The sequence below is a fragment of the Mycobacterium sp. genome, assembly GCF_036490025.1.
Lineage (GTDB): Bacteria > Actinomycetota > Actinomycetes > Mycobacteriales > Mycobacteriaceae > Mycobacterium.
Genome location: NZ_DASXEP010000035.1, coordinates 1 through 20,312 on the forward strand (window position 1 = coordinate 1; position 20,312 = coordinate 20,312).

A 20,312-nucleotide genomic window follows, 5' to 3' on the forward strand; every position below is an offset into this window, starting at 1 on the left:
CCAGCGTCCATCCGCCGTTGACCGGTCGCGCCACGGTCGTCAGGCCCCCGGCGTCGGAGCCAGACCCCGGCTCGGTCAGCGCGATCGCGACGTTTTCGCGACCTTCAATCATCGCCGGCAGATAGCGCTGTTGGATCTCCTCGGTCCCGTGCATCAACTGTGAGCCGATCAGTCCGATCTGCACGGGCGCGGACGCGAGATTCACATCGCCATACGCGAGTGTTTCGGTGGCAAGCCCGAGCATCACCGGATCCTCGGCGCCGGTGCCGCCGTACTTTTCCGGGAGCCCGATTCCCAGGACGCCAAGCTCGCCGAGCTGGCGGAGGATGTCGAACGGAAACTCGGTGGACGCCGCGCGATCCCGGTAGGCCGGGAGTAGGACCTTGCGAGAGAAGTCGACAAGGGTCTTCTGAAACGCGGTCTGATCGGGACTGAACTCGAACGAAATCATGTGGGTGTCTCCCTGTACGTCTGCAGCGGCCGCTCAGCCGAGGACTGCCTTTGCTAAAGCTTGACCACTTCGGTCTGACCATTCTAATGTTATTACCGTGATGCTCATAGCGGCCTGCCCGAATTCTCGGTGCCCTCGACTGAGCGGACCCCGGTGATGGACCCCGACACGCTCTCCTACCGTGCCGCCGACGGCAGGCACCTTGTCGGCTATCGCTGGGCCGCTCGTGGCGGCCAATCGGGCGCCGGCGTCGTCGTGCTCGTCCACGGCATGGGCGAGCACCTGCGCAGGTACGACCACGTGGCCAACGCGCTCACCGCCCAGGGGTTTGCGGTGTACGGACATGACCACCGCGGACACGGCGCTTCGCTCGACCGCGACTACGGGCCGGGCCAGTTAGGACCTGACGGCTGGTCTGCGCTCCTCGATGATTTGAATCTGGTGATCGCCCAAGCGAAATCAGACCATCCTCGCTTGCCGGTCGTGATAGTCGCCCACAGCATGGGTTCGTTTGCGGCTCAACAATTTCTGCTGGATCACGGTGCCAACGTCGACGCGGTCGCCTTAACCGGAACCGCTGCCCTGGATCTTCTGGAACCGGCCTTGGATCTGTCCAGCGATCTGGACCTGTCCGCCTTCAATATCGCGTTCCAGCCGGCTCGAACGGACTTCGACTGGCTCTCTCGCGACGACTCAGTCGTCGACGCATATCTCGCAGATCCGCTGTGCGGATTCGGAATTGACGCCGCGTCGCTGAAAGACATGTTCGCCGGCGCACAGCGACTCGCCGACTCCGCCCAGGTGGCGCGCATGCCACACGATCTACCGATGTACCTGGCGGTGGGATCGAAGGATCCCGTCAACGGAGCGCTCACTCTGCTGTGGCCACTGGTGGACCGTTACCGCGCCGCCGGTCTCAGTGATGTCACCGTCCGCGTCTACGACGACGGCCGGCATGAGATCCTCAACGAAACCAACCGTGCACAAGTGATCGACGACCTTCTGCAATGGCTACACCGCGTATCGGCAGCACCAGCAGTGAGGACGAAAACATGACCGAGACCCGAGTCGACCTGCCGGCCCCCAAAGACCTTGACGCATCCAGCGCGCTGATCGTGGGCGGCACGGCGGGCATCGGGCTGGCCTCCGCCCGGGCACTGGCGGCGGCCGGCGTGCCCCGCATCGTGGTGGTCGGCCGCAACGCCGAACGCGGCGAACTCGCCGCGAAGTCGATCGCCGAATTCGGTGCAGCCACACACTTCCTCGCTGGTGACGCCCTCGATCCAGACGCAGCAATAGCCGTCGCCGCAGAGGCCGATCAAATCCTGTCGGGTATCGACATCCTGATGTGCAGCACCGCCGCGGATGTGCGGCCTGAGCTATTCATCGACATTCCGAGTGCCGACATCGGTCGCATGCTCACCGAGTTGGCGCTGCCGTCAATGCATATGGCCGGCGCGGTGCTGCCGAGCATGCGCAGCCGTCGAGGCGGCGTCATCGTGAACGTGGCATCCGACGCGGCCAAAACCGCCACACCTGGTGAAGCAGTGATCGGGGCCGCCAAAGCCGCCATCGTGATGTTTACCCGAACGATTGCGATCGAAGAAAAGCGTTACGGCATCCGCGCCAACGCGTTGACGCCCTCACTGGTTTACGGCACCGCCTCCACAGAACGCATCACCGCCGACGGGTTCAGCGGCAAACTCTTCGCCCGAGCAGCGCAGCAAGCCCAGCTCGGTGTGCCGACGGCCGACGACATCGCTGCGTTGACCGTGTTCCTGTGCAGCCCCAAGGCGGCGAAGCTGACCGGGCAGGCGATCAGCGTCAACGGCGGCATCTCAGCGGCATAGTGCGGGGCGAAACGCGTTAAACGCGTTACGCACCTCCGACCACAGTTACCGGGTGCGTCGACGGGACGCCGTCCTGGCGTCGTCCATGTAGAGGGCGATCGCCTCCGACCGGTTGATGGCGCCGATCTTGCGAAGGATCCTCTTCACGTGTGTTTTGACCGTTTCGACCGTGATGACAAGTTCGTCAGCGATCTCGGCGTTGGAGGCACCCGAGACCAGCCTTTCGAACACTTGGCGTTCACGATCCGACAGCGTTGCCGCCAACGCGGAATCCGCAGCGACGGTCGGCGGCTCGGCACGAGTTTCCTCTTCGACATCAAAGCTGATGGCTGCTGCGGCGATGCGGTCTGCTTGCTCGGTCAGCCGCGCCGCCGCGCGGGCGATCGACGTCCGCTGTTGTTGCACCCGTTCGGTATTCAGCATCCGCTCATGAAGCAGCGAATAGGCGGAGGCGAACGCGTCGAGCACGTCGATGTCAGCGGTAGAAACCCCGCTTTCGCCGCGGCGACCGACGTGCAGGAGTGCGACCACCCGCGATTTCGCGATGATCGGGGCGACGAGATAGTGCACGGAGCCGAGCAACTCGCGATAGCCCGGCGTGGCGGGCATGTCGGCCTCATTGGTCTGGACGGTGTCACGCTGGCGAATACAGGCTCGCTCGGGTCCACAGTCACGACGCGGGATCACGGTGGGACCACCGAGACCGTGGTCGGATTCCTCGACGACGAACCCGTCGTCTTCGACGAACGACAGCAACGCGCCGTCGAAACCCAGCACGTCGCACAGTTCGGTACAGGCTTGGCGGCCGAGCCCTTGCAGCGATCCGGCCTTCTTCATGCGCCGGATGCCAGCGGTCAACGACCGCACGACGTCGACGCGGTCACCGGCTCTCAACTGGCGCGCTTCGACTTGTGCCTGTAGGAAGTCTGTCAGGGGGCTCGGTCCGCTCGGTGACGCGGTGTCGTCACGGACGCAGCGTTGGCGGGTCAGCAGGCGCTCGGTGGTGGCGGCCGACATCGTGATGGCCTCATCGAGTGTCCTCGCGTCGCCCGATCGGGAGATGCCGAACGCGCTGCACAGTTGTTCGTCGAGTTCGTTGAGCCTGGCGACCATCGCGCGGTTGTTCATCGCGACTCCCCTACATCAACTGGCTACGCCGGCATAGATCGCGACCGCCGCTGCCCTGCTGGACGTATTGAGCTTCTTGGCAATATGTTTCAGATGCGACTTCACTGTCCCTTCCGAGATCACCAGGCACCGGGCAATCTGGTGGTTGGTGGCGCCGGTCGCCACATGCGACATGATCTCTCGTTCGCGGGCGGTCAGGGCGGGGACAGCGGGTTGATCGTCCCGGGGATAGGCATTGTGTAGCTGTATCGGCACCGCGCCTGGCAATGACCACAACACCGAGCGGGCTGACCGGCTGAGCAGTTCGTCGACATTGCCGCATAGATTGTCGACTTCGAGGCGTTGTTGCGCGGCCTTCTCTTCGAGCGCCGCGCTCTCGAACGCCACGGACAGACACTCGGCGAAGGCCTCCAACTGTTCGAGATGGTCCATCGTGACTAGTCCGTGAGGTTCGGGGCGATCGGCGTGCAGAATTCCGATTGCCCTGCCCTGAACAGTGATCGGGGCGCCGATATAGCCGAAGCAGCCCGAGACTTCGACGATTTCCTTGAACGTGCGTTTGTCTTCCATCGGAGACGGCGCGAAGACGCCGCACCGCTTGCGCACGAGTTCTGTCTCCAGTGGAGCGTCCGCCAGCTGGATGTGCCGGTCACGTACGTATTCGAGCAGCTGTCGCCCATGGGGATCGGCACCTTCATCTTCAATATGCATGTGCTGGGGCAGCCACAGCGAACTGCGCACGGTGGAGATCATGGTGCGCGCGAACGCAAACTCCCGGCTTAGCACCTCCGGTGCGGAGTAGATCATCTTGCGCGGCGCCAGACCGCGCAGGTAGCCCAGGGCGTGACGGATCTCCGACATGCTTTTGACCCGACGAGCCAGATCGTAGTCGAGTAGTTCGCACTGCAACCTCAGGATCGAGATCAGGATTTCGGCGGTCGTCGCCCAGTCTTCTCTCGGGTCGGATGGCAGCGCGATACGTTGCTCGAGGCGTTGCCTCAGGTTGTCCAACTGGTGTCCCAACGCCGTCGGCGTCAGCTCGGGAGGCGCCACTTTGAGGTGGTCGGCGGCGGCAGCGACGACGGCCTCGGCACGCGAAACCGCCGTCGGATCCTCCGCGATGGAAGCCATGAGTACCCGCAAACTCATCGCTGCTCCTCTGTTCTCGGTAAGCCGGCCATACCGCTGATTGGTCATACCATTGGACCGAAGTATAGAGCACATGTAACGCGCGCCACAACGGATTTGCAAGCATTGGCTTCATCACAGTGCTGTGCAATCCAGCAAACCGGAATAAACGTCCAAGCAGTCCGACCGCGGGACTGGCTTGTGCGCAAACGGGGGCAATGGTCTAATGGTCAGGCCATAGGAGGTGGAGTTTGCACGCTGTGATCATTCGGGAGTTCGGCACCGCCGCAGTGTTGCGTCCCGGCGAATTTCCCGATCCGCGCGGACGGCAGGGATGGGTGACCGTGGCGCTGCGTGCCAGCGCGTTGAACTGGCATGACGTCTTAGTTCGCCAAGGCCGCTACGGTTCGCCGCTGCCACACATCATCGGTGCTGATGGTGCCGGCGTCCGCACCGACACAGGGGAGGAAGTGGTGATCCTGCCATCGCTGAACTGGGGCGACCGCGAGGAAGCACCGGCCAGCGACTGGGAGATTCTGGGTGACCACACCCCCGGGACCTACGCCGAGCTGGTCGGCGTGCCCGCCGACTGCCTGGCCCCCAAACCTCGGGGCCTGAATTGGGCCGAGGCCGCAGCGCTGCCGCTGGCCGGCTTGACGACCTACCGCGCGTTGTTCGTCCGCGGACGGCTCAAACGGGGTGAGTCGATGCTGGTGGTCGGAGCCGGCGGCGGAATCGCCACCACGGCGATCGCCCTCGCGGTCGCCGTTGGTGCCAGCATTACGGTGACCTCCTCTTCGGCCGAAACCATCGAGCGCGCCGTGGACGCGGGCGCCCGCGATGGCGTGCTTCACAGCGAGCAGGGATGGCCCGAACACGCCCGCGCCATGTCGCCCGACAACGCCGGGTTTGATCTGATCCTCGACCCCGTCGGCCGATGGAGCGAGTCGGTGCGAGCATTGCGTCCCGGCGGCCGGCTGGTGGTCCTCGGCGCGAACGCCGCACAGACCGCCGAAATAGACATCCGCAGCTTCTATTTCGGTCAATTCGATCTGCTCGGAACAACAATGGGCAGCGGGAAAGACTTTGCTGGCCTGCTCAAGATGTTCGATCAATACTCGGTGCGCGCACCGGTGATTGATCGCGAATTTCCGATGGACGGAGCCGCCGAAGCACACGAATACCTCGAACGTGGCCGCGCGTTCGGCAAATGCGTACTGCGCAACGACTAGGAGACGAAAGTGAGCGAGTCAACCGAACTGGTCACTTACCGGCTCGACGCTGCGGCCCCGGGCGGCGATGTGCTGGCGGCGTACCTGACGCTGAATGACCCCGCGCGGCGCAACGCTCTGTCGGACGCACTGCTGGATCAGCTGAGCTCAATGCTGCGGCAGGCGGCAGCCGACTCGCGGGTCCGGGTAATCGTGCTGACCTCGTCACACCCGCGGATCTTCTCCTCCGGCGGTAACCTCGACGCGTTCGCCGACAATCGCGCGACGATCGTCAAATATGCCGGCCTCTCGCGGTTCCCCACCCTGTTCGGCACCCTTACCGGAATCGACAAGCCGGTCATCTGCGCAGCCAACGGCGACGTACTGGCCGGGGCGCTGGGCATCGCGTTGGCCTGCGACCTCATCATCGCCAAGCAGTCGATCCGACTGGGTTGCCCGGAGATCAACGTCGGCGCGTTTCCCTTCATGATCTCGGCATTGATCTTCCGCGCCACCGGACGGCTGGTCGCCAACGAGCTGATGATGACCGGCCGACTGATCAGCGCCGCCGAGGCGGCCGCCGCCGGATTGGTCAACAAGGTCGTGCCTGACGCTGAGTTCGACGACGCTCTGCAGCAATGGGTCGCCGACATCGCCGGCAAATCACCGTTGTTGCTCGGCATGGGCAAGCGGGCGCTGGCTGCGACTCGCGACATGCCGCTGGAGTCGGCGCTCGACTATCTGCAAGCCCAACTTGCCTTGGCCTTTACTACCGAAGATCTGCCCGAAGGAGTGCGGGCCTTCAAGGAGAAGCGTCCCCCGCGCTGGCGCAACGAATGAGGGGCCGCTGTGCGCGTCCAAGGCCCTTGCCGTTTCGGTCTGACCATTCTATTATTCGTATGATTGTGGTTCCCCGGGCGTGAGCCCCGGTGGGCGGATCCCGAGAGCGAGGAACAGTGCAATGAAGCCAAGCCCATACACCGCCCGCTACAGCCCGCAGGAAATCGACGACTACTACCGCACAGGGGTTTGGTCGACCGAGACATTCCACGACCTGTTGGTCCGGCGCGTTGCAGAAAATCCCGACAAGGTGTTCGCGACCGACGGGACACGCTCGCTGACGTTTCGGGAGCTCTTCGACGCCGGCCAACGGTTGGCCGTCGGTCTGCACCGACGGGGGTTGCGGCGCGGTGACACCGCCGCCGTGCAGTTGCCCAACTGGGTTGAGTTCATCCAGGTGCTGACCGCGTTGTCGCGACTTGGCGTCATCATGGTCCCGATCATGCCGATCTATCGGCGCGACGACGTCAACTACGTGCTGTCCAACGCCGGGGTACGGACAGTGTTTACCCCGGTGCACTTCGGCAAATTTGACTATCTGGACATGTATCTCGGTCTGCGCCGAGACCATCCGGAACTCACGATCGTCACCGCCCGGCCCGACAACACTGCCGAAGGGGGCACCAACGCCGATGCCGACGTGTTCACCCTGCACCAGCTGGAGGCCGACACCGACGATGACGCCGCCGGACAGGAGCTCGATGCTCCGCCCGGTCCCGATGAGCCGTTCGTCATCGTCTACACCTCCGGAACCACGTCGCGGCCAAAGGGATGCGTGCACACGTTCAACACCTACTGTGCTGGCTCGCGTGCGCTGGTCGGGCCATTCGGCTACACCGAGACCGATGTCCAGTTCGGTCCCTCCCCCATCGCCCACACCACCGGGCTGGTTACCAGCGTGTTGGTGCCCATGCTGGCTGGGGCGTCGACACACGTCATGGCGAAGTGGGATCCGGCCCGCGGCATCGACGAGATCCAGCGCTTCGGCTGCACGGCGGCGGTCACGGCCCCGACCTTCCTGCAAACCTTGCTGTCCGAGTACGACGCCGAGCGCCACGACCTGTCCACGTTGCGGCTGTGGACGTGTGCGGGCGCACCCATCCCCGCCGCGGTCGTCAAGCAGGCCAACGCCGCCCTACCCGACCTCAGGGTCCTGAGCCTCTACGGGCGCAGCGAAAATTTGGTAACCACAACATGTTCAGTCACCGACGAGGTGTCACGCGCCCTGACGTCGGACGGCAGGGCGGTACCCGGCTCGGAAGTCAAAATCGTTGACGACAATGGGAACGAAGTGCCTCGAGGTAGCGAAGGCGACATCGCCTACCGCGGCCCCGCCCACATGATTGAATACCTCGCGAATCCGGGGGAAACTGCGGTCCTTTTCACCAAGGACGGCTTCTCCAGGTCGGGAGATCTCGGGAAGATGACCGACGACGGATATATGAGAGTAACGGGCAGGACGAAAGACATCGTCATTCGCGGCGGGATGAACATCAGCGTCCGCGAGATCGAGGAGCATCTGGCCCACCATCCCGCGTTGCAGGCGTACTCGGTGGTGGGCATGCCCGACGAGAAGCTCGGTGAGAAGGTGTGCTGCTACGTGGTCAGCAAGCCGGGACACAAATCCCCGACCGTGGAGGACCTGCGCGAGTACCTGCTCGCGGAGGGCATGCCGATCCAGAAGACACCGGAGCGCGTGGTCGCCGTCAACTCGCTACCGATGACCGCAACCGGCAAGATCCTTAAACAAGAGTTGCGTAAAGACATCGAACAACGCCTCCAGAGCGAAAGCATGCAGTCCCGGGAAGTGGCTGGCGCCCCCTGATGGAGCTAAAAGACAGTCCCGCCGAAGCGGAATTCCGAGCACAAGCGCGCAGATGGCTACAGGACACGTTGCCACGGCTGGGCGGACCCGAACCCGCACGCCTCGAGGACAAGCTCGACTACTGGCGCGCGTGGCAGCGCTTGCTCTACGACGCCGGATATGCCGGGCTGTCCTGGCCGAAGCAGTACGGTGGAGGCGGCGCGGACGCCAAGCTTCGCGCGATCTTCAACGAGGAACTCGATCGGGCCGGCGCCCCGGAGCGGCTCAACATCATCGGCGAGGATTTCGCGGGCCCCACGATCATCGAATTCGGCACGGCGGCCCAGCAACAACGCTATCTCCAACCGATCCTGACCGGTGACGAGATCTGGTGCCAGTTATTCTCCGAGCCCGAGGCCGGCTCAGACCTGGCCTCGTTGCGCACCACCGCCACCAAGGTGGACGGCGGGTGGCGAATCCAGGGCCAGAAAATCTGGACGAGCCGCGCCCAGCTGGCAGCGCACGCGATCCTGCTCGCCCGCACCGGCGGCGGACCGCGGCACCGCGGAATCACGTATTTCTTAGTCGCAATGGACAGCCCCGGCGTCGAGATCCGTCCCCTGGCACACATGCTCGGCGAGGCCGAATTCAACGAGGTGTTCCTCGACGGAGTGTTCATCCCCGATGACGGCGTCCTGGGTGAGGTGGACGGCGGCTGGCGGGTCGCGATGGGCACCCTGGCGTTCGAGCGGGTGGCTATCGCCACTGGCCGAGTAAACACCACCGGCGCGGTCAACGATCTGATCCACCAGATCGCTTGTCGTACAACAGACGACGGCACCCCGCTGGGCGCCGACCCGCTGGTGCGGCAACGGATCGCCGACCTGTACGGGCGCGCGCTCGTGCACTACCTGATCGGTCAGCGGGTCATTACCGGAGCCGCCGGGGACGGACCGCCAGGCCCGGTGACCTCGATCGGGAAACTGTTCTTCTGCCCGCTGGTGGAGGACATCGCCGACTTCGGCCTGGAACTCGGCGAGATGGGCGGACAGTTCGCGCTCGCCGAGAAGTGCGCCTCTGACACGTCACCAGCCGACGACCAACGCTGGCTGCGGTTGGCGTACCAGGCCCGGGGCACTGCCATCGCAGGCGGGTCGACGTTCATCCAGCGCAACATCGTCGCCGAGCGCATTCTCGGCATGCCCAAGAGCTGAAGTCGCGAGGAGGCTTGTGAATGGACAAAGTCGTGGCAACGACGGCGGAGGCTGTTGCCGACGTGACAGATGGGTCGTCGCTGGCCGTCGGCGGGTTTGGGCTGTGCGGCATCCCCCAAGCGCTGATCGCGGCGCTGCTGGAGCTTGGGGCCCGCGATCTGGAGACGGTCTCCAACAACTTGGGCGTGGATGGGATCGGCCTAGGAGTGTTGTTGCAACACAAGCGGATCCGGCGCACTATCAACTCCTACGTCGGGGAGAACAAGGAATTCGCCAGGCAATACCTGGCCGGTGAGCTTGAGCTTGAGCTGACCCCGCAGGGCACGCTGGCCGAGCGGCTGCGCGCTGGGGGGGCGGGGATCCCTGCCTTCTACACACCCACGGGGGTTGGGACACAGGTGGCCGACGGCGGTCTGGCGTGGCGCTACCACGCAGACGGTACGGTGGCGGTTGCCTCGCCGCCGAAGGAAACCCGCGAATTCGACGGGGTCAGCTACGTGTTGGAACGAGCCATCCGGACTGACTTCGCACTGGTACACGCCTTCAAAGGCGACCGGCACGGAAACCTCGTCTATCACGCGGCGGCCGCCAACTTCAACCCCGACTGTGCCGGGGCGGGCCGGATCACCATCGCGCAGGTTGAGCACCTCGTCGAACCGGGCCAGATCGACCCCGCCCAGGTGCACACCCCGGGAATCTACGTGCACCGGGTGGTGCATGTGCCCAACCCGGTGAAGCAGGTCGAAAAGGAGACGGTGCGGCTATGAGCTGGAGCCGAGACGAGCTGGCGGCGCGGGTAGCCGCCGAGTTGCACGACGGACAGTACGTCAACCTCGGCATTGGGTTACCCACCCTGATCCCGAGCCACATCCCCGCCGACATCACCGTCGTCTTGCATTCGGAAAACGGGATTCTCGGTGTCGGGCCATACCCGCGGCGCGATCACCTCGACGCCGACCTGATCAACGCCGGAAAGGAGACCGTCACCACGTTGCCGGGCGCGGCCTTCTTCTCCTCGTCGTCCTCGTTCGGGATCATCCGTGGCGGACACCTCGACATCGCGGTGCTCGGCGCCATGCAGGTCTCGGCCACCGGCGACCTGGCCAATTGGACGATCCCCGGCAAGATGATCAAGGGCATGGGCGGGGCGATGGACCTAGTGCACGGCGTGGAAAGAGTCTTCGTGATGATGGACCACACCGCCAAGGACGGCAGCGCGAAGATCGTTGAGCACTGCACGCTGCCGCTAACCGGTAAGCGCTGCGTGCGGCGAATCTTCACCGATCTCGCCGTCATCGACGTCGCCGACGACGGTCTGCACCTGATCGAGACCGCGCCCGGCGTCAGTGTTGACGAGGTTGTCGCGAAAACCGAACCGCCCCTTGCGCTTCCCGCCGTGCCGTAACGACGACAACGTCGGCAACCTTCGGCCCGCGCCAAGCGGCTCAGTCGTCGACGGCGATCGCTTCACGCTCGTCCATGGCCAGCGCGGCCTTGGCGTAGCTGTGCACATGGCGACGCATGCGCCGGCCGGCCGCCTCGGCGTCGCGGTTGCGGATCGCGGTGGTAATCGAGCGATGCGCGCGAGCTGTCACCGTTCGCACGTTGTCGTCGACGAACGCCGCATTCTCGGTTCCGGCATAGATAGCCTGGGACAACGCGGTCATGAATCCGATCAACAACTCATTATGGCTGGCCATCGCCACACCCACGTGCCAGTCGAGGTTGGCCTGCAGAAACGCTGATAGGTCAGCATCGGGGTCGGAGATGTCTTTATTGGCCCGGTCCAGCGCCGCCAGCTCGTCCTCAGTGCGTTTGCGAGCGGCCAGCTCGGCGCAGAACGGCTCCAACGCCTCACGCGTTTCCATCAGATCAGCCAGCTTGATCCGCCGGCCGCGGATCAGCATGCTCACCGAACTTGCCATCGACTTCGTCGTCGGTTTCTGTACGAATGCCCCGCCGGCCCGACCGGCCCTCACCCGGACCAGGTTTTGCACCTCAAGGATTCGTAACGCCTCCCGCACCGTAGCCCGACTCATCTGCGTCTGCTTGACCAGCTCGCGTTCCGCGGGAAGCGCCGTACCCTCGGTAAGCTCGCCGGACAGGATCCGCTCGCGAAGTTCACGTGCCAACACGTCGGATGCTTTGGGGACATCGACTGGCTTGAGCAAGATGCTTGAACGTGTCGTGGCCGAATTTGTCGCGCCTGGTTCCATCTTCGCCCCCTAGTGAGCTTCGGCATAAAGGTAAGACCGAAATTATCGTCAGCTTATTACCCGAAGCCCCCTGAACGTAGTCAGGCACACCACTCTCACGACGTACCACGCATCACAGGGTCAAATAGGCCTGCGTGTCAGGGTGGACTACCCGTCGAGGCGGCGCTTAAAAACCATTCGGGCAATCAGCTCCGCCACAGCGGCCGGCTTATCCGAGCCGTCCAGTTCGACCGTGTGCCGCACTATCAGGTCGACCGTGGTGTCATCCACCTTGGCGGCGTCGACAAGCTCCGATCGGACCCGGATCCGGCTGCATGCGGGAACCGGCGCGAGGAACCGCACCCTATTGAGTCCATAGTTGATGCCCATCCTCGTGTTCTCGACGCGGTAGTTGGCCTTGCTCAGCCCGGGAATCAGAGACAGCGTCAGGAATCCGTGGGCTATCGTTGCGCCATAAGGACTTTCGGTACGAGCCCGGTCGGGGTCGACGTGGATCCATTGGTGATCCCCCGTGACGTTGGCGAACGCGTCGATGCGCTTTTGGTCGATGCCTGTCCAGTCGCTGACGCCCAACTCCTGGCCGATCAGCTGTACGGCTTCGTCGATGGACCCGATGACCTTCAAGGACTTCCTTCCCAATTCACGCTGACCTGCGTGGACGGCTACACACTGCGTGCGGCCTTGGCCGCTGCAGATGCGGCCTTACTGCGCTCGCGCGCCGTCGCCCAGTCCTCGTCGCTCATCGCCGTTAGCCCGGCGAACGTATTGGGTCCAGCCAGCCGTTGGCCCCCGTCCATCGCGATGGTCTCGCCGGTCAGGTAATCGCAGGCGTCGGAGAACGCGAAGATGGTCAGGTTGGCCAGTTCGTCGATCGTCCCTGGGCGACCGAGTGGTATCTGCTCGGACTGGGTGGCGCCGACGGCGCTCTCATCAGTGGGATTGAGCATTTCCCAGGCGTACTCGGTCGGGATCGGCCCGGATGCAAGGGCATTGAGGCGAATGCCGTAGCGGCCCCACTCGACCGCCAACGACATCGTCATCGCGTGCACCGCGGCCTTGGCCATGGCCGAGGGGACGACGAACGCCGAACCGCTCCACACCCATGTGGTCAGGTTTGACAGCACCGATCCGCGCAGACCTTCGGCGATCCAGTGCCGGCCGACGGCCAGCGTCGTGTTGAACGAACCGGTCATCACCGTCGAGGTGACCGCATCGAAAGCTCGCGGGCTCAAAGTGACCGTGGGCGCGATGAAATTCGCGGCCGCGTTGTTCAGCAGGCCGGTAAGGGGTCCGTGCCGATGCCAAATCTCGTCCACCGCAGCTGTGACCTGGTCGAAGTCCCGGACATTGACCGGCTGATAATGGACGCTGCCTGAGCGCCCGGCCGAGATCTCCGCGGCGGCTTCGGCCAGCACTGATTCGCGTCGTCCCCACAGGTGCACTTGTGCGCCGTGGGCGACCAGCCGGGCGGCCACCCCGCGGCCCAGCCCGGTGCCGCCGCCGGTGATGAGAATGCGCTTGCCGTCCAGCACTGCGGGATCAAAGATGCGTGTCACAGTCCCAAGCTCTTTCGATGATTTCGCGCCAGCCAACCGACCGCTCAGTTGCCGCGGTAGGCGGCGAATTCGGGCACCCGCTTCTCGTTGAACGCGGTAATACCTTCGCGCGCTTCGGGTGTCTCGCCGAACATCTTCAGAGTCGAATACGCCATCTGACCTACTGATGCGAACTGCTCGGTATCGGTATTGAACGACTGCTTGAGAACCTTCAGCGCGGTCGGCGAAAGCATCAAGATTTCGTCCGCCCATGCCCGCACCTCCGACTTGAGCTGGTCGGCCGGCACTACCTTGTTGACCAGTCCCCACTCGGCGGCCTGCTCCGCGGAATACCTGCGGCACAAGAACCAGATCTCACGGGCGCGCTTCTCGCCGACCACGCGGGCCAGAAAACCGGTGCCGAAGCCGGCGTCGAAGGATCCGACTCGTGGGCCGTTCTGGCCGAACACCGCGGTGTCTGCGGCGATCGTCAGGTCGCAGAGCACATGCAGAACGTGGCCGCCGCCGATCGCGAACCCGTTCACCGCAGCGATGACAGGCTTCGGCACGTCGCGGATGACCCGATGCAACGTATCCACCTCGAACAGGCCGGTCTCGGACGGTCCGTAGTCGCCGGTTTCGGCGCGCTGCTTCTGGTCACCACCGGTACAGAAAGCCTTCTCGCCCGCCCCGGTCAGGCAGATCACGCCGACTTCCGAACTCCCCCAAGCTATTTTGAAGGCACGGATGAGCTCGTCAAGGGTGCGCGCGCGAAAAGCGTTGTATCGCTCGGGTCGGTTGATCGTGATCCAGGCAAGGCCGTTGTCGACCTCGTAGGTGATGTCGGTGAACTCGGTCATCGGTTGCCTCTCTTCGTTGAAAGCCCCGGGCACCATCCGCCCGAATATTATGGTCTTACCATATTACCAAAGTGGCCTAGGTTGGCGAAATCCAATTCTTCGCGGCCTCCTCTCACGTCGGCGCGAAATCCCGGCGCATCTGCGCCAATTCATCGATCGACTGCTGCAGCTCGTCGAGCTCGGCGACGAGGGCTGCCCGACCATCCGCAATCTCGTTTGCCGGGGCCTGTGCGTCGAGAAGCCCGCGGTGCCGCGCCATATTCAATGCGGTCGCAAACATCTCCCCCGACACCGATTCCTCGGTGATGCGGTGCTGCAGTGACCATTGCCGAGCCAGGCGAATGCACCTCTTGAGCAGTTCCTGTTCGTCGATGTCGCAACCGGGACCTAGGTTCAGCAACTCCTCGGCCACCACTCGGTAGGCGTCGACGAACGGTCTTAGCACCAGATGAGCTACCAGCAGGTCACTTTCATACAAACTCCGCGTGGCCTCTTCGGTATCGATCGGTGCGCTGGGGTCGTGGCCGTGTCCGGTCATGATCGCGAACTCATTCCACAGTTCGTCGGCAAATTCAGCGCGTCCGGCGAAGAAAAAATCGAACTTGAGCAGTTCGCGAACCGCTAACGCCTTCTCCCACCCTGTGCGCTTGGTGGCTTCCGGTGTGCGCGCGATCGCCAGCAAAGCAAGTTCGGCGATCGCCCTGGTCACCAGAACATGGATCGCGCTGTTGCGGTAGACCGCAACGATTAGATGCTGGTCGTCGCCGATTCCCCACACCGTTGTCGGCCCCTCGGAGTAGCAGGTCAATACGCCGGAGCCGACCAAGTCGTGCAGCGTCTGCGACACCGTGGCACGCTCGGTGAGATCGGCGCCCCCGGCGACGGGCCAGCCGCGGCCGTACAAGTAATGGGCCAGCGGTGCAACTGTGGCACACACTTCGTCGAGGGTCAGGGCACGGTCTTCACCGAGCATCGCGACGCACACTGCGGCCGTGGCGGTTACCGGCGTGGCCTGGTTGAGGCGGTGGCAGATCTCCAGCGCGATGCGTTCGACCACCTGCCGGTCGGCCAGCCCCTCGGCTCGCAGCGCAACCATTCGCTCATACAGAGGCACTGGCGACCCGAAGTTGATGTAGATGCGTCCCAGGCGATGTCGCAGGCCGAGTGCGTAATTGAGCAACCAGCGCGCGTTCTCGGGCTTCTTAGGAAGTCCGCGCGCCTCCGCAGCCATCAGTTTGACTTCGTGCAGCGGCAACTGGTCGAAGAGGATGGAAACTGGGACGGCGAGGGTCTGCTCCGACCGCACGGATTCGACCGCATCAGTCACGTACCTCAGCAACCCGTATCGCGGCGGCCGTAACTTGCCGGTGCGTGTCCGGCCTCCTTCGATCGACCACACCAGGTTGCGACCGCTGGCCACCATCTGGCCGACGAGCGCGCGCAGGGCCAGCCGGTATACCGGCATGTCGCCCGTCGCACGTCGCACGGGGATAAACCCGTTACGCCGGGCCAATGTGCCCAGCGGAAAGAAATTGAGGTTGGCGCCGGCGAGCCCGAACGTCGGCGAAATCCCTCCCTGGGTGAGGCGTGGCGGGAACGAGAACTGATCCAGATAGGAGCGGTGGGAGATCAAAAAGATCAGAGCGTGGTCGCGGTCGAGCTCCCGCAGCTTGGCCAGGTCGTCGTCGTCAATGACCACCTGGAATCCACGGACCATCCAGCCGGACCACGCTTGCCAAGCCCGCACGACGGAAGGAAGGTGGGTCGCCGCCATCTCGCGCACGTAAACCGCTGCTTCGACCTGTACGTCGGCCACAGCGCGTCCCAACTGCGATGCCAATTGCGCTGTGGCCCTGCGAAACCCGTCGGAACTCAGCAGCTCCTCAGCCTCATCTGACGACGTGGTGCCGGATCCGTTCGCGCGCAGCAGCCGCACAAGACGATCCGGCAGCACCGTCATTTCCGCACCGCCCCCGATGCCTTCGCGATCGCTTCCGACCACCGTTTCCCCGCCGCGACGCCCGGCCAGTCGTCGAGGGTATCGACGTAGAGCCGGCGCATTCGCGGCACCCACTCATCGAGATCGGGTTTGGTCCAGTTCGCGGTCGCAACTGGTTCGTGGACAACGACTTCGATCGTGCCTTCCTGGGCCACTTTCGCGTTGCGCCACATGATTTCGCCGGCATTGCGAATGACGATCGGAACGATCGGCACCCCCGCGTCGCGGGCCAGGTGAAAGCCGCCTTTCTTGAATGCGCCGATCCGCGGACTCAGCGATCGGGTGCCCTCGGGCGACATGATGATCGAAACGCCCTTGCGCAGTTTGTCCACCGCCGGCTGCATCGCCGAGATCGCCTTCGACGTATCGGAGCGGTCCACGAAGGCAATGTCGGCCAATGCGAGCAACTGCCCGAGCACCGGTATTTGCTTCACTTCGGCCTTGGCCACCACGGTAAAGCCCCGTTGCACGACGTTCGATGCGACCAGCGCGTCGATCAACGTGCTCTGGTGATTGATGAAGAACACGGCGGGTCGACGTGTGGTGTGCTGCTCCCCGGTGACCTCGATGCGGATGTTGCCCAATTGCCCACCGACACGGCCGAACAGGGAGGTGAACAGGTCCACTCCACTGCGCCGGTCGTAGGTCAACGCCCCCGCGACGGTGCCCGCTCCCAGCGCGGCGGCGAAGCCGCTGAACAAGGCTGTCGTCCGGGCCAACGCCACCGGATGCAGTCGGCCGCGCTTGGTCCGGAACCGCAGGACGTCCCATCCGCGCTCTGCGGCGTGGCGGGCCAGGACCGGCGCCGGGTTGACGGGATGCGGGAACCCGACCGCGTCGAGCAGCGCGACATCCTCGTCGCCATTGGCATAGGCGTGGCTGTTTTTCAGCGAGATCCGTTGCCCTCTAGCGAATTCCGTGACCGCAGCGGCCTTGCCTTCGCCCCACAGCGTGTGTCCCACCAGGCCGCCGGTGAGCACACCTTGCTCGGTCTCCAGCTCGGTGCACAAGACCTGATCGATACCCAACTCGCGGGCCATGGGCTGTGCCTGCATCCGGGTCGCCGACGTCGCGATGACCACAGTGTGGCCGCGGTTTTGATGGGCGCGGACCAGCCGCCACGACCCGTGGAAGAGCGCTCCGGCGATTCCTTGGTTGAACAGTTGCTCGCCGAGTTCCATGAGATCGTCTTCGGTGCGGCCCACCCAACCACGGATTCCTTGCACCAGTAGGTCTTCGAACCCGGCTTCGTCGAGGGGGCCGGAAAGCGCGGCGCGCAGGGTGCGCACGAACTCGTCCGGTCCGAGTTCGAGATTGCGGGCGCGGTGCGCGTAGAGAGCGCCCGCTGAGTAGCCCTGGATCAGCGTTCCGTCGAAGTCGAAGAAGGCGGCGACTTTCGGACCGCCGGGCCCCACCTTGATCTGCTCGATGAGCTGGTCGACCGTGATCACCGGCGGTGTCCTACTGGTCATCTCATATCCCGCAGCCAACCGCGCGAGCTACCTCGAGGACTCCGTTGTCCTCGAGGTAGCCCCCTGAGTACCTGGGCATTGCCGTCGGCTTGGACACAGATTCTCATCCCGGCGCAGGTGACCCGCTCCACTACGATTCTCACTTCGTCTCCCCTGTGTCGCCGCCGTAACAGCCAGGCCGCCGGAATGCGGTCACCGTTGACCGCAAACCCGGTCCCGACACCGCCCATCGCATGCCTGGAGTTTGGGACGGAAGGCACGCCGGCACGGTATCGGGGCGGGTAGTTTGCGACCGCCGCCTTTACTCCGGCCATCCCACTATGAAGAGTTGATCTCGGTCGGCCAAGAGTGTCGGGGAGAAATACCTCTTCTGCGGGGTGGAGAACCGCTCGATGTGGTGACGCGGCGGCTGCGGTCATTCGACCACACTCGCTTCATCGCGATTAGCACAGTCGACACCGACATTTGTCGGGGCCCTCCGTAAGCGCGGCCAGCGCCGCATCGGACCAAACGCCGCAGACAGAAAAGAGGCATCGGATGCAAATCTCGGCCGCGGTGGTTCAGGAGGTGGGCGGGCCGTTCACCCTCAGGGAGGTCGACCTTCAAGAGCCCGCACCCGACGAAGTCGTCGTGCAGATCGCCGGAGCCGGCATCTGCCACACCGACATCGCGGTCAAGGAAGGCCACCTGCCGTTTCCGCTGCCCGGCGTCCTGGGGCATGAGGGCAGCGGAACTGTGGTGTCGGTCGGTGCAGACGTGACGACGGTCGCCGTTGGTGACAACGTCGCAATCAGCTTCAACAGCTGCGCCGCGTGCTCCCGATGCGCCAAGGGAGAGCCGGCGTACTGCCACAACTTCCTTGAATACAATTTCAGCGGGGTGCGCACCGACGGCTCGTCCGGGTTAGCCGCTGGCGGAACCAAATTGGGGGCCAACTTCTTCGGCCAGTCGTCGTTGGCGACGCACGCGCTGGCTCACGAACGCAACGTGGTCAAGCTTCCGCCGGAGGCTCCGGTCGAACTCGTCGGTCCGCTTGGCTGCGGCATCCAGACCGGGGCCGGCGCAGTCTTGAACTCACTGGACGTACAGCCCGGCGCGACCGTGGTCGTCGCCGGTGCAGGCGCGGTCGGTCTGTCCGCCGTGATGGCCGCTGTGGTGCGTGAGGCCTCCTCGATCATCGCCGTCGACCTCCACGAGAGCAGGCGGGCGCTGGCCACCGAACTCGGCGCCACCCACGCCGTTGACCCGCACGCCGGGCCACTAGCAGACCAGATCCGCGAGATCGCACCCGCGGGTGCGGATTACGCCATCGACACCACCGCAGTGACCCCTGTCGTCGAACAACTGCTTGCATCCCTTGGGGTGCGGGGCATGCTCGGGTTGATCGGTGTGCCTGCCGACCCGCAGGCCGTCTTTTCGGTCGGCCTATTCCAGCCGCCGCTGCTCGGGCTCACCATTCGGGGCATCGTTGAAGGCGACGCCGACCCGCAGATATTCATCCCCTACCTGCTCGCTCTACATGATCAGGGCAAGTTTCCGTTCGACAGGCTGATCACCACGATGCCGCTGGCCCAGATCAACGAAGCGGTAGAGGCCCAGCACCGTGGCGAGGTCCTCAAGGCCGTGCTGACACCCTGACCTGTGACGACATCCATGACGAACAATCGGCGGCGACGGACAACAACCGTGGCCACGGCGCTCCTGGCCGGCAGCGCCGCGGCCACGGCGGCTACGCGCGCCCGTCGCAACCACAAGCCGCCCGCCCCCCTTCCCTTGCTGGAGTTGACCCCGAGTCACCGCGCCGGAACAGGAACGCCCCTGCTGCTGCTGCACGGCATCACCGCATTCTGGCATGCCTGGTCGCCGGTGCTGCCGTATCTGGAACCACACCATGACGTCATCGCACCGACCCTGCTGGGCCACGCCGGCGGGCCGCCGCTGGATGGGCAGGTTGCTCCATCGGTTGACGCCCTGGCTGACGGTATCGAAACCGAACTCGACCGGCTGGACCTGAAGACAGTGCACATCGCCGGTAACTCCCTAGGCGGGTGGTTGGGCATCGAGCTTGCGCGCCGTCGCCGGGCGCGTTCCCTGGTGCTGCTCAGCCCGGCCGGAGCCTGGCGGTCGCAGCGCCGCATCGAGTTAGTGGCAGCCGCAATACGGCGTTCCACTGTGCTCGGCCGCTATGCGTCGCACGCCGACGCCATCGCCACCAACCCCGCGCTGCGCTGGCTGCTGTTGGCCAGCCAGGTCGCCCACCCCAGTCGTGTTGCACCCGAGGTGCTGGCGGCTACCATCCGGGCCGGCATTGGGGCGCCCGCCGTCGCGCCACTGGCGCGGGTACTGCCGCGTTCCCAGGTGCAACCCCTGCCGGCCGTACGGGATTACCCCATCCGGCTGGTCTGGGCCGACCGGGACCGGGTGTTGCCATTCGACGGTTTCGGTGCGCCGATGCTCGAACGGTTACCCGGGGCCGAGCTGATCCGCCTTCGTGGCGTGGGGCACGTCCCAATGTCCGACGACCCGGTCACCGTCGCGAAACTGATCCTCGAAGTAACCCGTGCTGTGGACAACGCGGCCGTGTCAACCTAAGTGGGCCACCGA

The 20,312-nt window shown here is 64.5% G+C and carries 19 protein-coding genes; 10 read left to right on the forward strand and 9 right to left on the reverse strand.

Going from position 1 to position 20,312, the window contains the following annotated elements; translation table 11 throughout:
* Nucleotides 1-451, reverse strand: a 451-nt coding sequence (locus VGG53_RS04300; RefSeq protein WP_331516755.1) for an acyl-CoA dehydrogenase family protein, incomplete at its 3' end; no start/stop codon positions are given.
* Between the two features lie 156 nt (nucleotides 452-607).
* Here VGG53_RS04300 and VGG53_RS04305 point away from each other — a divergent pair.
* Together VGG53_RS04305 and VGG53_RS04310 are read left to right on the forward strand one after the other, a co-directional pair.
* Nucleotides 608-1,507 (forward strand): alpha/beta hydrolase, encoded by a 900-nt coding sequence (locus tag VGG53_RS04305; RefSeq protein WP_331516756.1) that lies wholly within the window; start codon nucleotides 608-610, stop codon nucleotides 1,505-1,507.
* Nucleotides 1,504-2,301 carry an SDR family oxidoreductase gene (locus VGG53_RS04310; protein WP_331516757.1) on the forward strand — a complete coding sequence of 266 codons (798 nt, stop codon included), beginning with the start codon at nucleotides 1,504-1,506 and terminating at the stop codon, nucleotides 2,299-2,301. The genes VGG53_RS04305 and VGG53_RS04310 overlap by 4 nt, the downstream gene beginning before the upstream one ends.
* A gap of 45 nt (nucleotides 2,302-2,346) precedes the next feature.
* Here VGG53_RS04310 and VGG53_RS04315 read toward each other — a convergent pair whose 3' ends face one another.
* Both VGG53_RS04315 and VGG53_RS04320 read right to left on the reverse strand, forming a co-directional pair.
* A complete protein-coding gene (locus tag VGG53_RS04315) occupies nucleotides 2,347-3,429 on the reverse strand; it encodes a LuxR C-terminal-related transcriptional regulator (RefSeq protein WP_331516758.1) in 1,083 nt (360 codons plus the stop codon).
* A 15-nt stretch (nucleotides 3,430-3,444) separates the two neighbouring features.
* Nucleotides 3,445-4,578, reverse strand: coding sequence for a LuxR C-terminal-related transcriptional regulator (locus VGG53_RS04320; protein WP_331516759.1), 1,134 nt, complete (start codon nucleotides 4,576-4,578; stop codon nucleotides 3,445-3,447).
* Nucleotides 4,579-4,808: 230 nt separating this feature from the next.
* Between VGG53_RS04320 and VGG53_RS04325 the strand changes: the two genes are divergently transcribed.
* From VGG53_RS04325 to VGG53_RS04350, 6 genes are all read left to right on the forward strand, one after another.
* Entirely contained in the window at nucleotides 4,809-5,789 is a 981-nt protein-coding gene (locus VGG53_RS04325) for a quinone oxidoreductase family protein (RefSeq protein WP_331516760.1), read from the forward strand.
* 27 nt (nucleotides 5,790-5,816) lie between these two features.
* Nucleotides 5,817-6,608, forward strand: a complete 792-nt coding sequence (locus tag VGG53_RS04330; protein ID WP_414688880.1) for an enoyl-CoA hydratase/isomerase family protein — start codon at nucleotides 5,817-5,819, stop codon at nucleotides 6,606-6,608.
* A gap of 121 nt (nucleotides 6,609-6,729) precedes the next feature.
* Entirely contained in the window at nucleotides 6,730-8,433 is a 1,704-nt protein-coding gene (locus VGG53_RS04335; RefSeq protein WP_331516761.1) for an AMP-binding protein, read from the forward strand.
* Nucleotides 8,433-9,626 carry an acyl-CoA dehydrogenase family protein gene (locus tag VGG53_RS04340; RefSeq protein WP_331516762.1) on the forward strand — a complete coding sequence of 398 codons (1,194 nt, stop codon included), beginning with the start codon at nucleotides 8,433-8,435 and terminating at the stop codon, nucleotides 9,624-9,626. The genes VGG53_RS04335 and VGG53_RS04340 overlap by 1 nt, the downstream gene beginning before the upstream one ends.
* A gap of 20 nt (nucleotides 9,627-9,646) precedes the next feature.
* Complete coding sequence (locus VGG53_RS04345) at nucleotides 9,647-10,393, forward strand: CoA transferase subunit A (RefSeq protein WP_331516763.1); 747 nt, start codon at nucleotides 9,647-9,649, stop codon at nucleotides 10,391-10,393.
* Entirely contained in the window at nucleotides 10,390-11,031 is a 642-nt protein-coding gene (locus tag VGG53_RS04350; RefSeq protein ID WP_331516764.1) for a 3-oxoacid CoA-transferase subunit B, read from the forward strand. Before VGG53_RS04345 ends, VGG53_RS04350 begins: the two co-directional genes overlap by 4 nt.
* Nucleotides 11,032-11,071: 40 nt before the next feature.
* Here VGG53_RS04350 and VGG53_RS04355 read toward each other — a convergent pair whose 3' ends face one another.
* The 6 genes from VGG53_RS04355 to VGG53_RS04380 form a co-directional block, all read right to left on the reverse strand.
* Nucleotides 11,072-11,842, reverse strand: a complete 771-nt coding sequence (locus VGG53_RS04355) for a FadR/GntR family transcriptional regulator (protein WP_331516765.1) — start codon at nucleotides 11,840-11,842, stop codon at nucleotides 11,072-11,074.
* A 147-nt stretch (nucleotides 11,843-11,989) separates the two neighbouring features.
* Nucleotides 11,990-12,466: a MaoC family dehydratase gene (locus VGG53_RS04360; protein WP_331516766.1), complete on the reverse strand. Its 477-nt coding sequence runs from the start codon at nucleotides 12,464-12,466 to the stop codon at nucleotides 11,990-11,992.
* A gap of 38 nt (nucleotides 12,467-12,504) precedes the next feature.
* Nucleotides 12,505-13,398: an SDR family oxidoreductase gene (locus tag VGG53_RS04365; protein ID WP_331516767.1), complete on the reverse strand. Its 894-nt coding sequence runs from the start codon at nucleotides 13,396-13,398 to the stop codon at nucleotides 12,505-12,507.
* A gap of 44 nt (nucleotides 13,399-13,442) precedes the next feature.
* Nucleotides 13,443-14,237, reverse strand: coding sequence for an enoyl-CoA hydratase-related protein (locus tag VGG53_RS04370; protein ID WP_331516768.1), 795 nt, complete (start codon nucleotides 14,235-14,237; stop codon nucleotides 13,443-13,445).
* A gap of 112 nt (nucleotides 14,238-14,349) precedes the next feature.
* Nucleotides 14,350-16,197 carry a 1-acyl-sn-glycerol-3-phosphate acyltransferase gene (locus VGG53_RS04375; protein WP_331516769.1) on the reverse strand — a complete coding sequence of 616 codons (1,848 nt, stop codon included), beginning with the start codon at nucleotides 16,195-16,197 and terminating at the stop codon, nucleotides 14,350-14,352.
* Nucleotides 16,194-17,708 (reverse strand): HAD-IB family hydrolase, encoded by a 1,515-nt coding sequence (locus VGG53_RS04380; RefSeq protein ID WP_331516770.1) that lies wholly within the window; start codon nucleotides 17,706-17,708, stop codon nucleotides 16,194-16,196. Before VGG53_RS04380 ends, VGG53_RS04375 begins: the two co-directional genes overlap by 4 nt.
* A 537-nt stretch (nucleotides 17,709-18,245) precedes the next feature.
* On the opposite strand from VGG53_RS04380, the gene VGG53_RS04385 reads away from it, so the two are divergent.
* Nucleotides 18,246-19,346, forward strand: coding sequence for an NAD(P)-dependent alcohol dehydrogenase (locus VGG53_RS04385; RefSeq protein WP_331516771.1), 1,101 nt, complete (start codon nucleotides 18,246-18,248; stop codon nucleotides 19,344-19,346).
* Between the two features lie 48 nt (nucleotides 19,347-19,394).
* Complete coding sequence (locus VGG53_RS04390) at nucleotides 19,395-20,300, forward strand: alpha/beta hydrolase (protein ID WP_331516772.1); 906 nt, start codon at nucleotides 19,395-19,397, stop codon at nucleotides 20,298-20,300.
* Nucleotides 20,301-20,312 lie beyond the last annotated feature (12 nt).

Coding starts and splice junctions, on each gene's coding strand:
- VGG53_RS04385 (WP_331516771.1), top strand. CDS start 18,246: ATGCAAATCTCGGCCGCGGTGGTTCAGGAGGTGGGCGGGCCGTTCACC.
- VGG53_RS04355 (WP_331516765.1), bottom strand. CDS start 11,842: ATGGAACCAGGCGCGACAAATTCGGCCACGACACGTTCAAGCATCTTG.
- VGG53_RS04305 (WP_331516756.1), top strand. CDS start 608: ATGGACCCCGACACGCTCTCCTACCGTGCCGCCGACGGCAGGCACCTT.
- VGG53_RS04370 (WP_331516768.1), bottom strand. CDS start 14,237: ATGACCGAGTTCACCGACATCACCTACGAGGTCGACAACGGCCTTGCC.
- VGG53_RS04320 (WP_331516759.1), bottom strand. CDS start 4,578: ATGAGTTTGCGGGTACTCATGGCTTCCATCGCGGAGGATCCGACGGCG.
- VGG53_RS04375 (WP_331516769.1), bottom strand. CDS start 16,197: ATGACGGTGCTGCCGGATCGTCTTGTGCGGCTGCTGCGCGCGAACGGA.
- VGG53_RS04380 (WP_331516770.1), bottom strand. CDS start 17,708: ATGACCAGTAGGACACCGCCGGTGATCACGGTCGACCAGCTCATCGAG.
- VGG53_RS04310 (WP_331516757.1), top strand. CDS start 1,504: ATGACCGAGACCCGAGTCGACCTGCCGGCCCCCAAAGACCTTGACGCA.
- VGG53_RS04340 (WP_331516762.1), top strand. CDS start 8,433: ATGGAGCTAAAAGACAGTCCCGCCGAAGCGGAATTCCGAGCACAAGCG.
- VGG53_RS04350 (WP_331516764.1), top strand. CDS start 10,390: ATGAGCTGGAGCCGAGACGAGCTGGCGGCGCGGGTAGCCGCCGAGTTG.
- VGG53_RS04315 (WP_331516758.1), bottom strand. CDS start 3,429: ATGAACAACCGCGCGATGGTCGCCAGGCTCAACGAACTCGACGAACAA.
- VGG53_RS04335 (WP_331516761.1), top strand. CDS start 6,730: ATGAAGCCAAGCCCATACACCGCCCGCTACAGCCCGCAGGAAATCGAC.
- VGG53_RS04345 (WP_331516763.1), top strand. CDS start 9,647: ATGGACAAAGTCGTGGCAACGACGGCGGAGGCTGTTGCCGACGTGACA.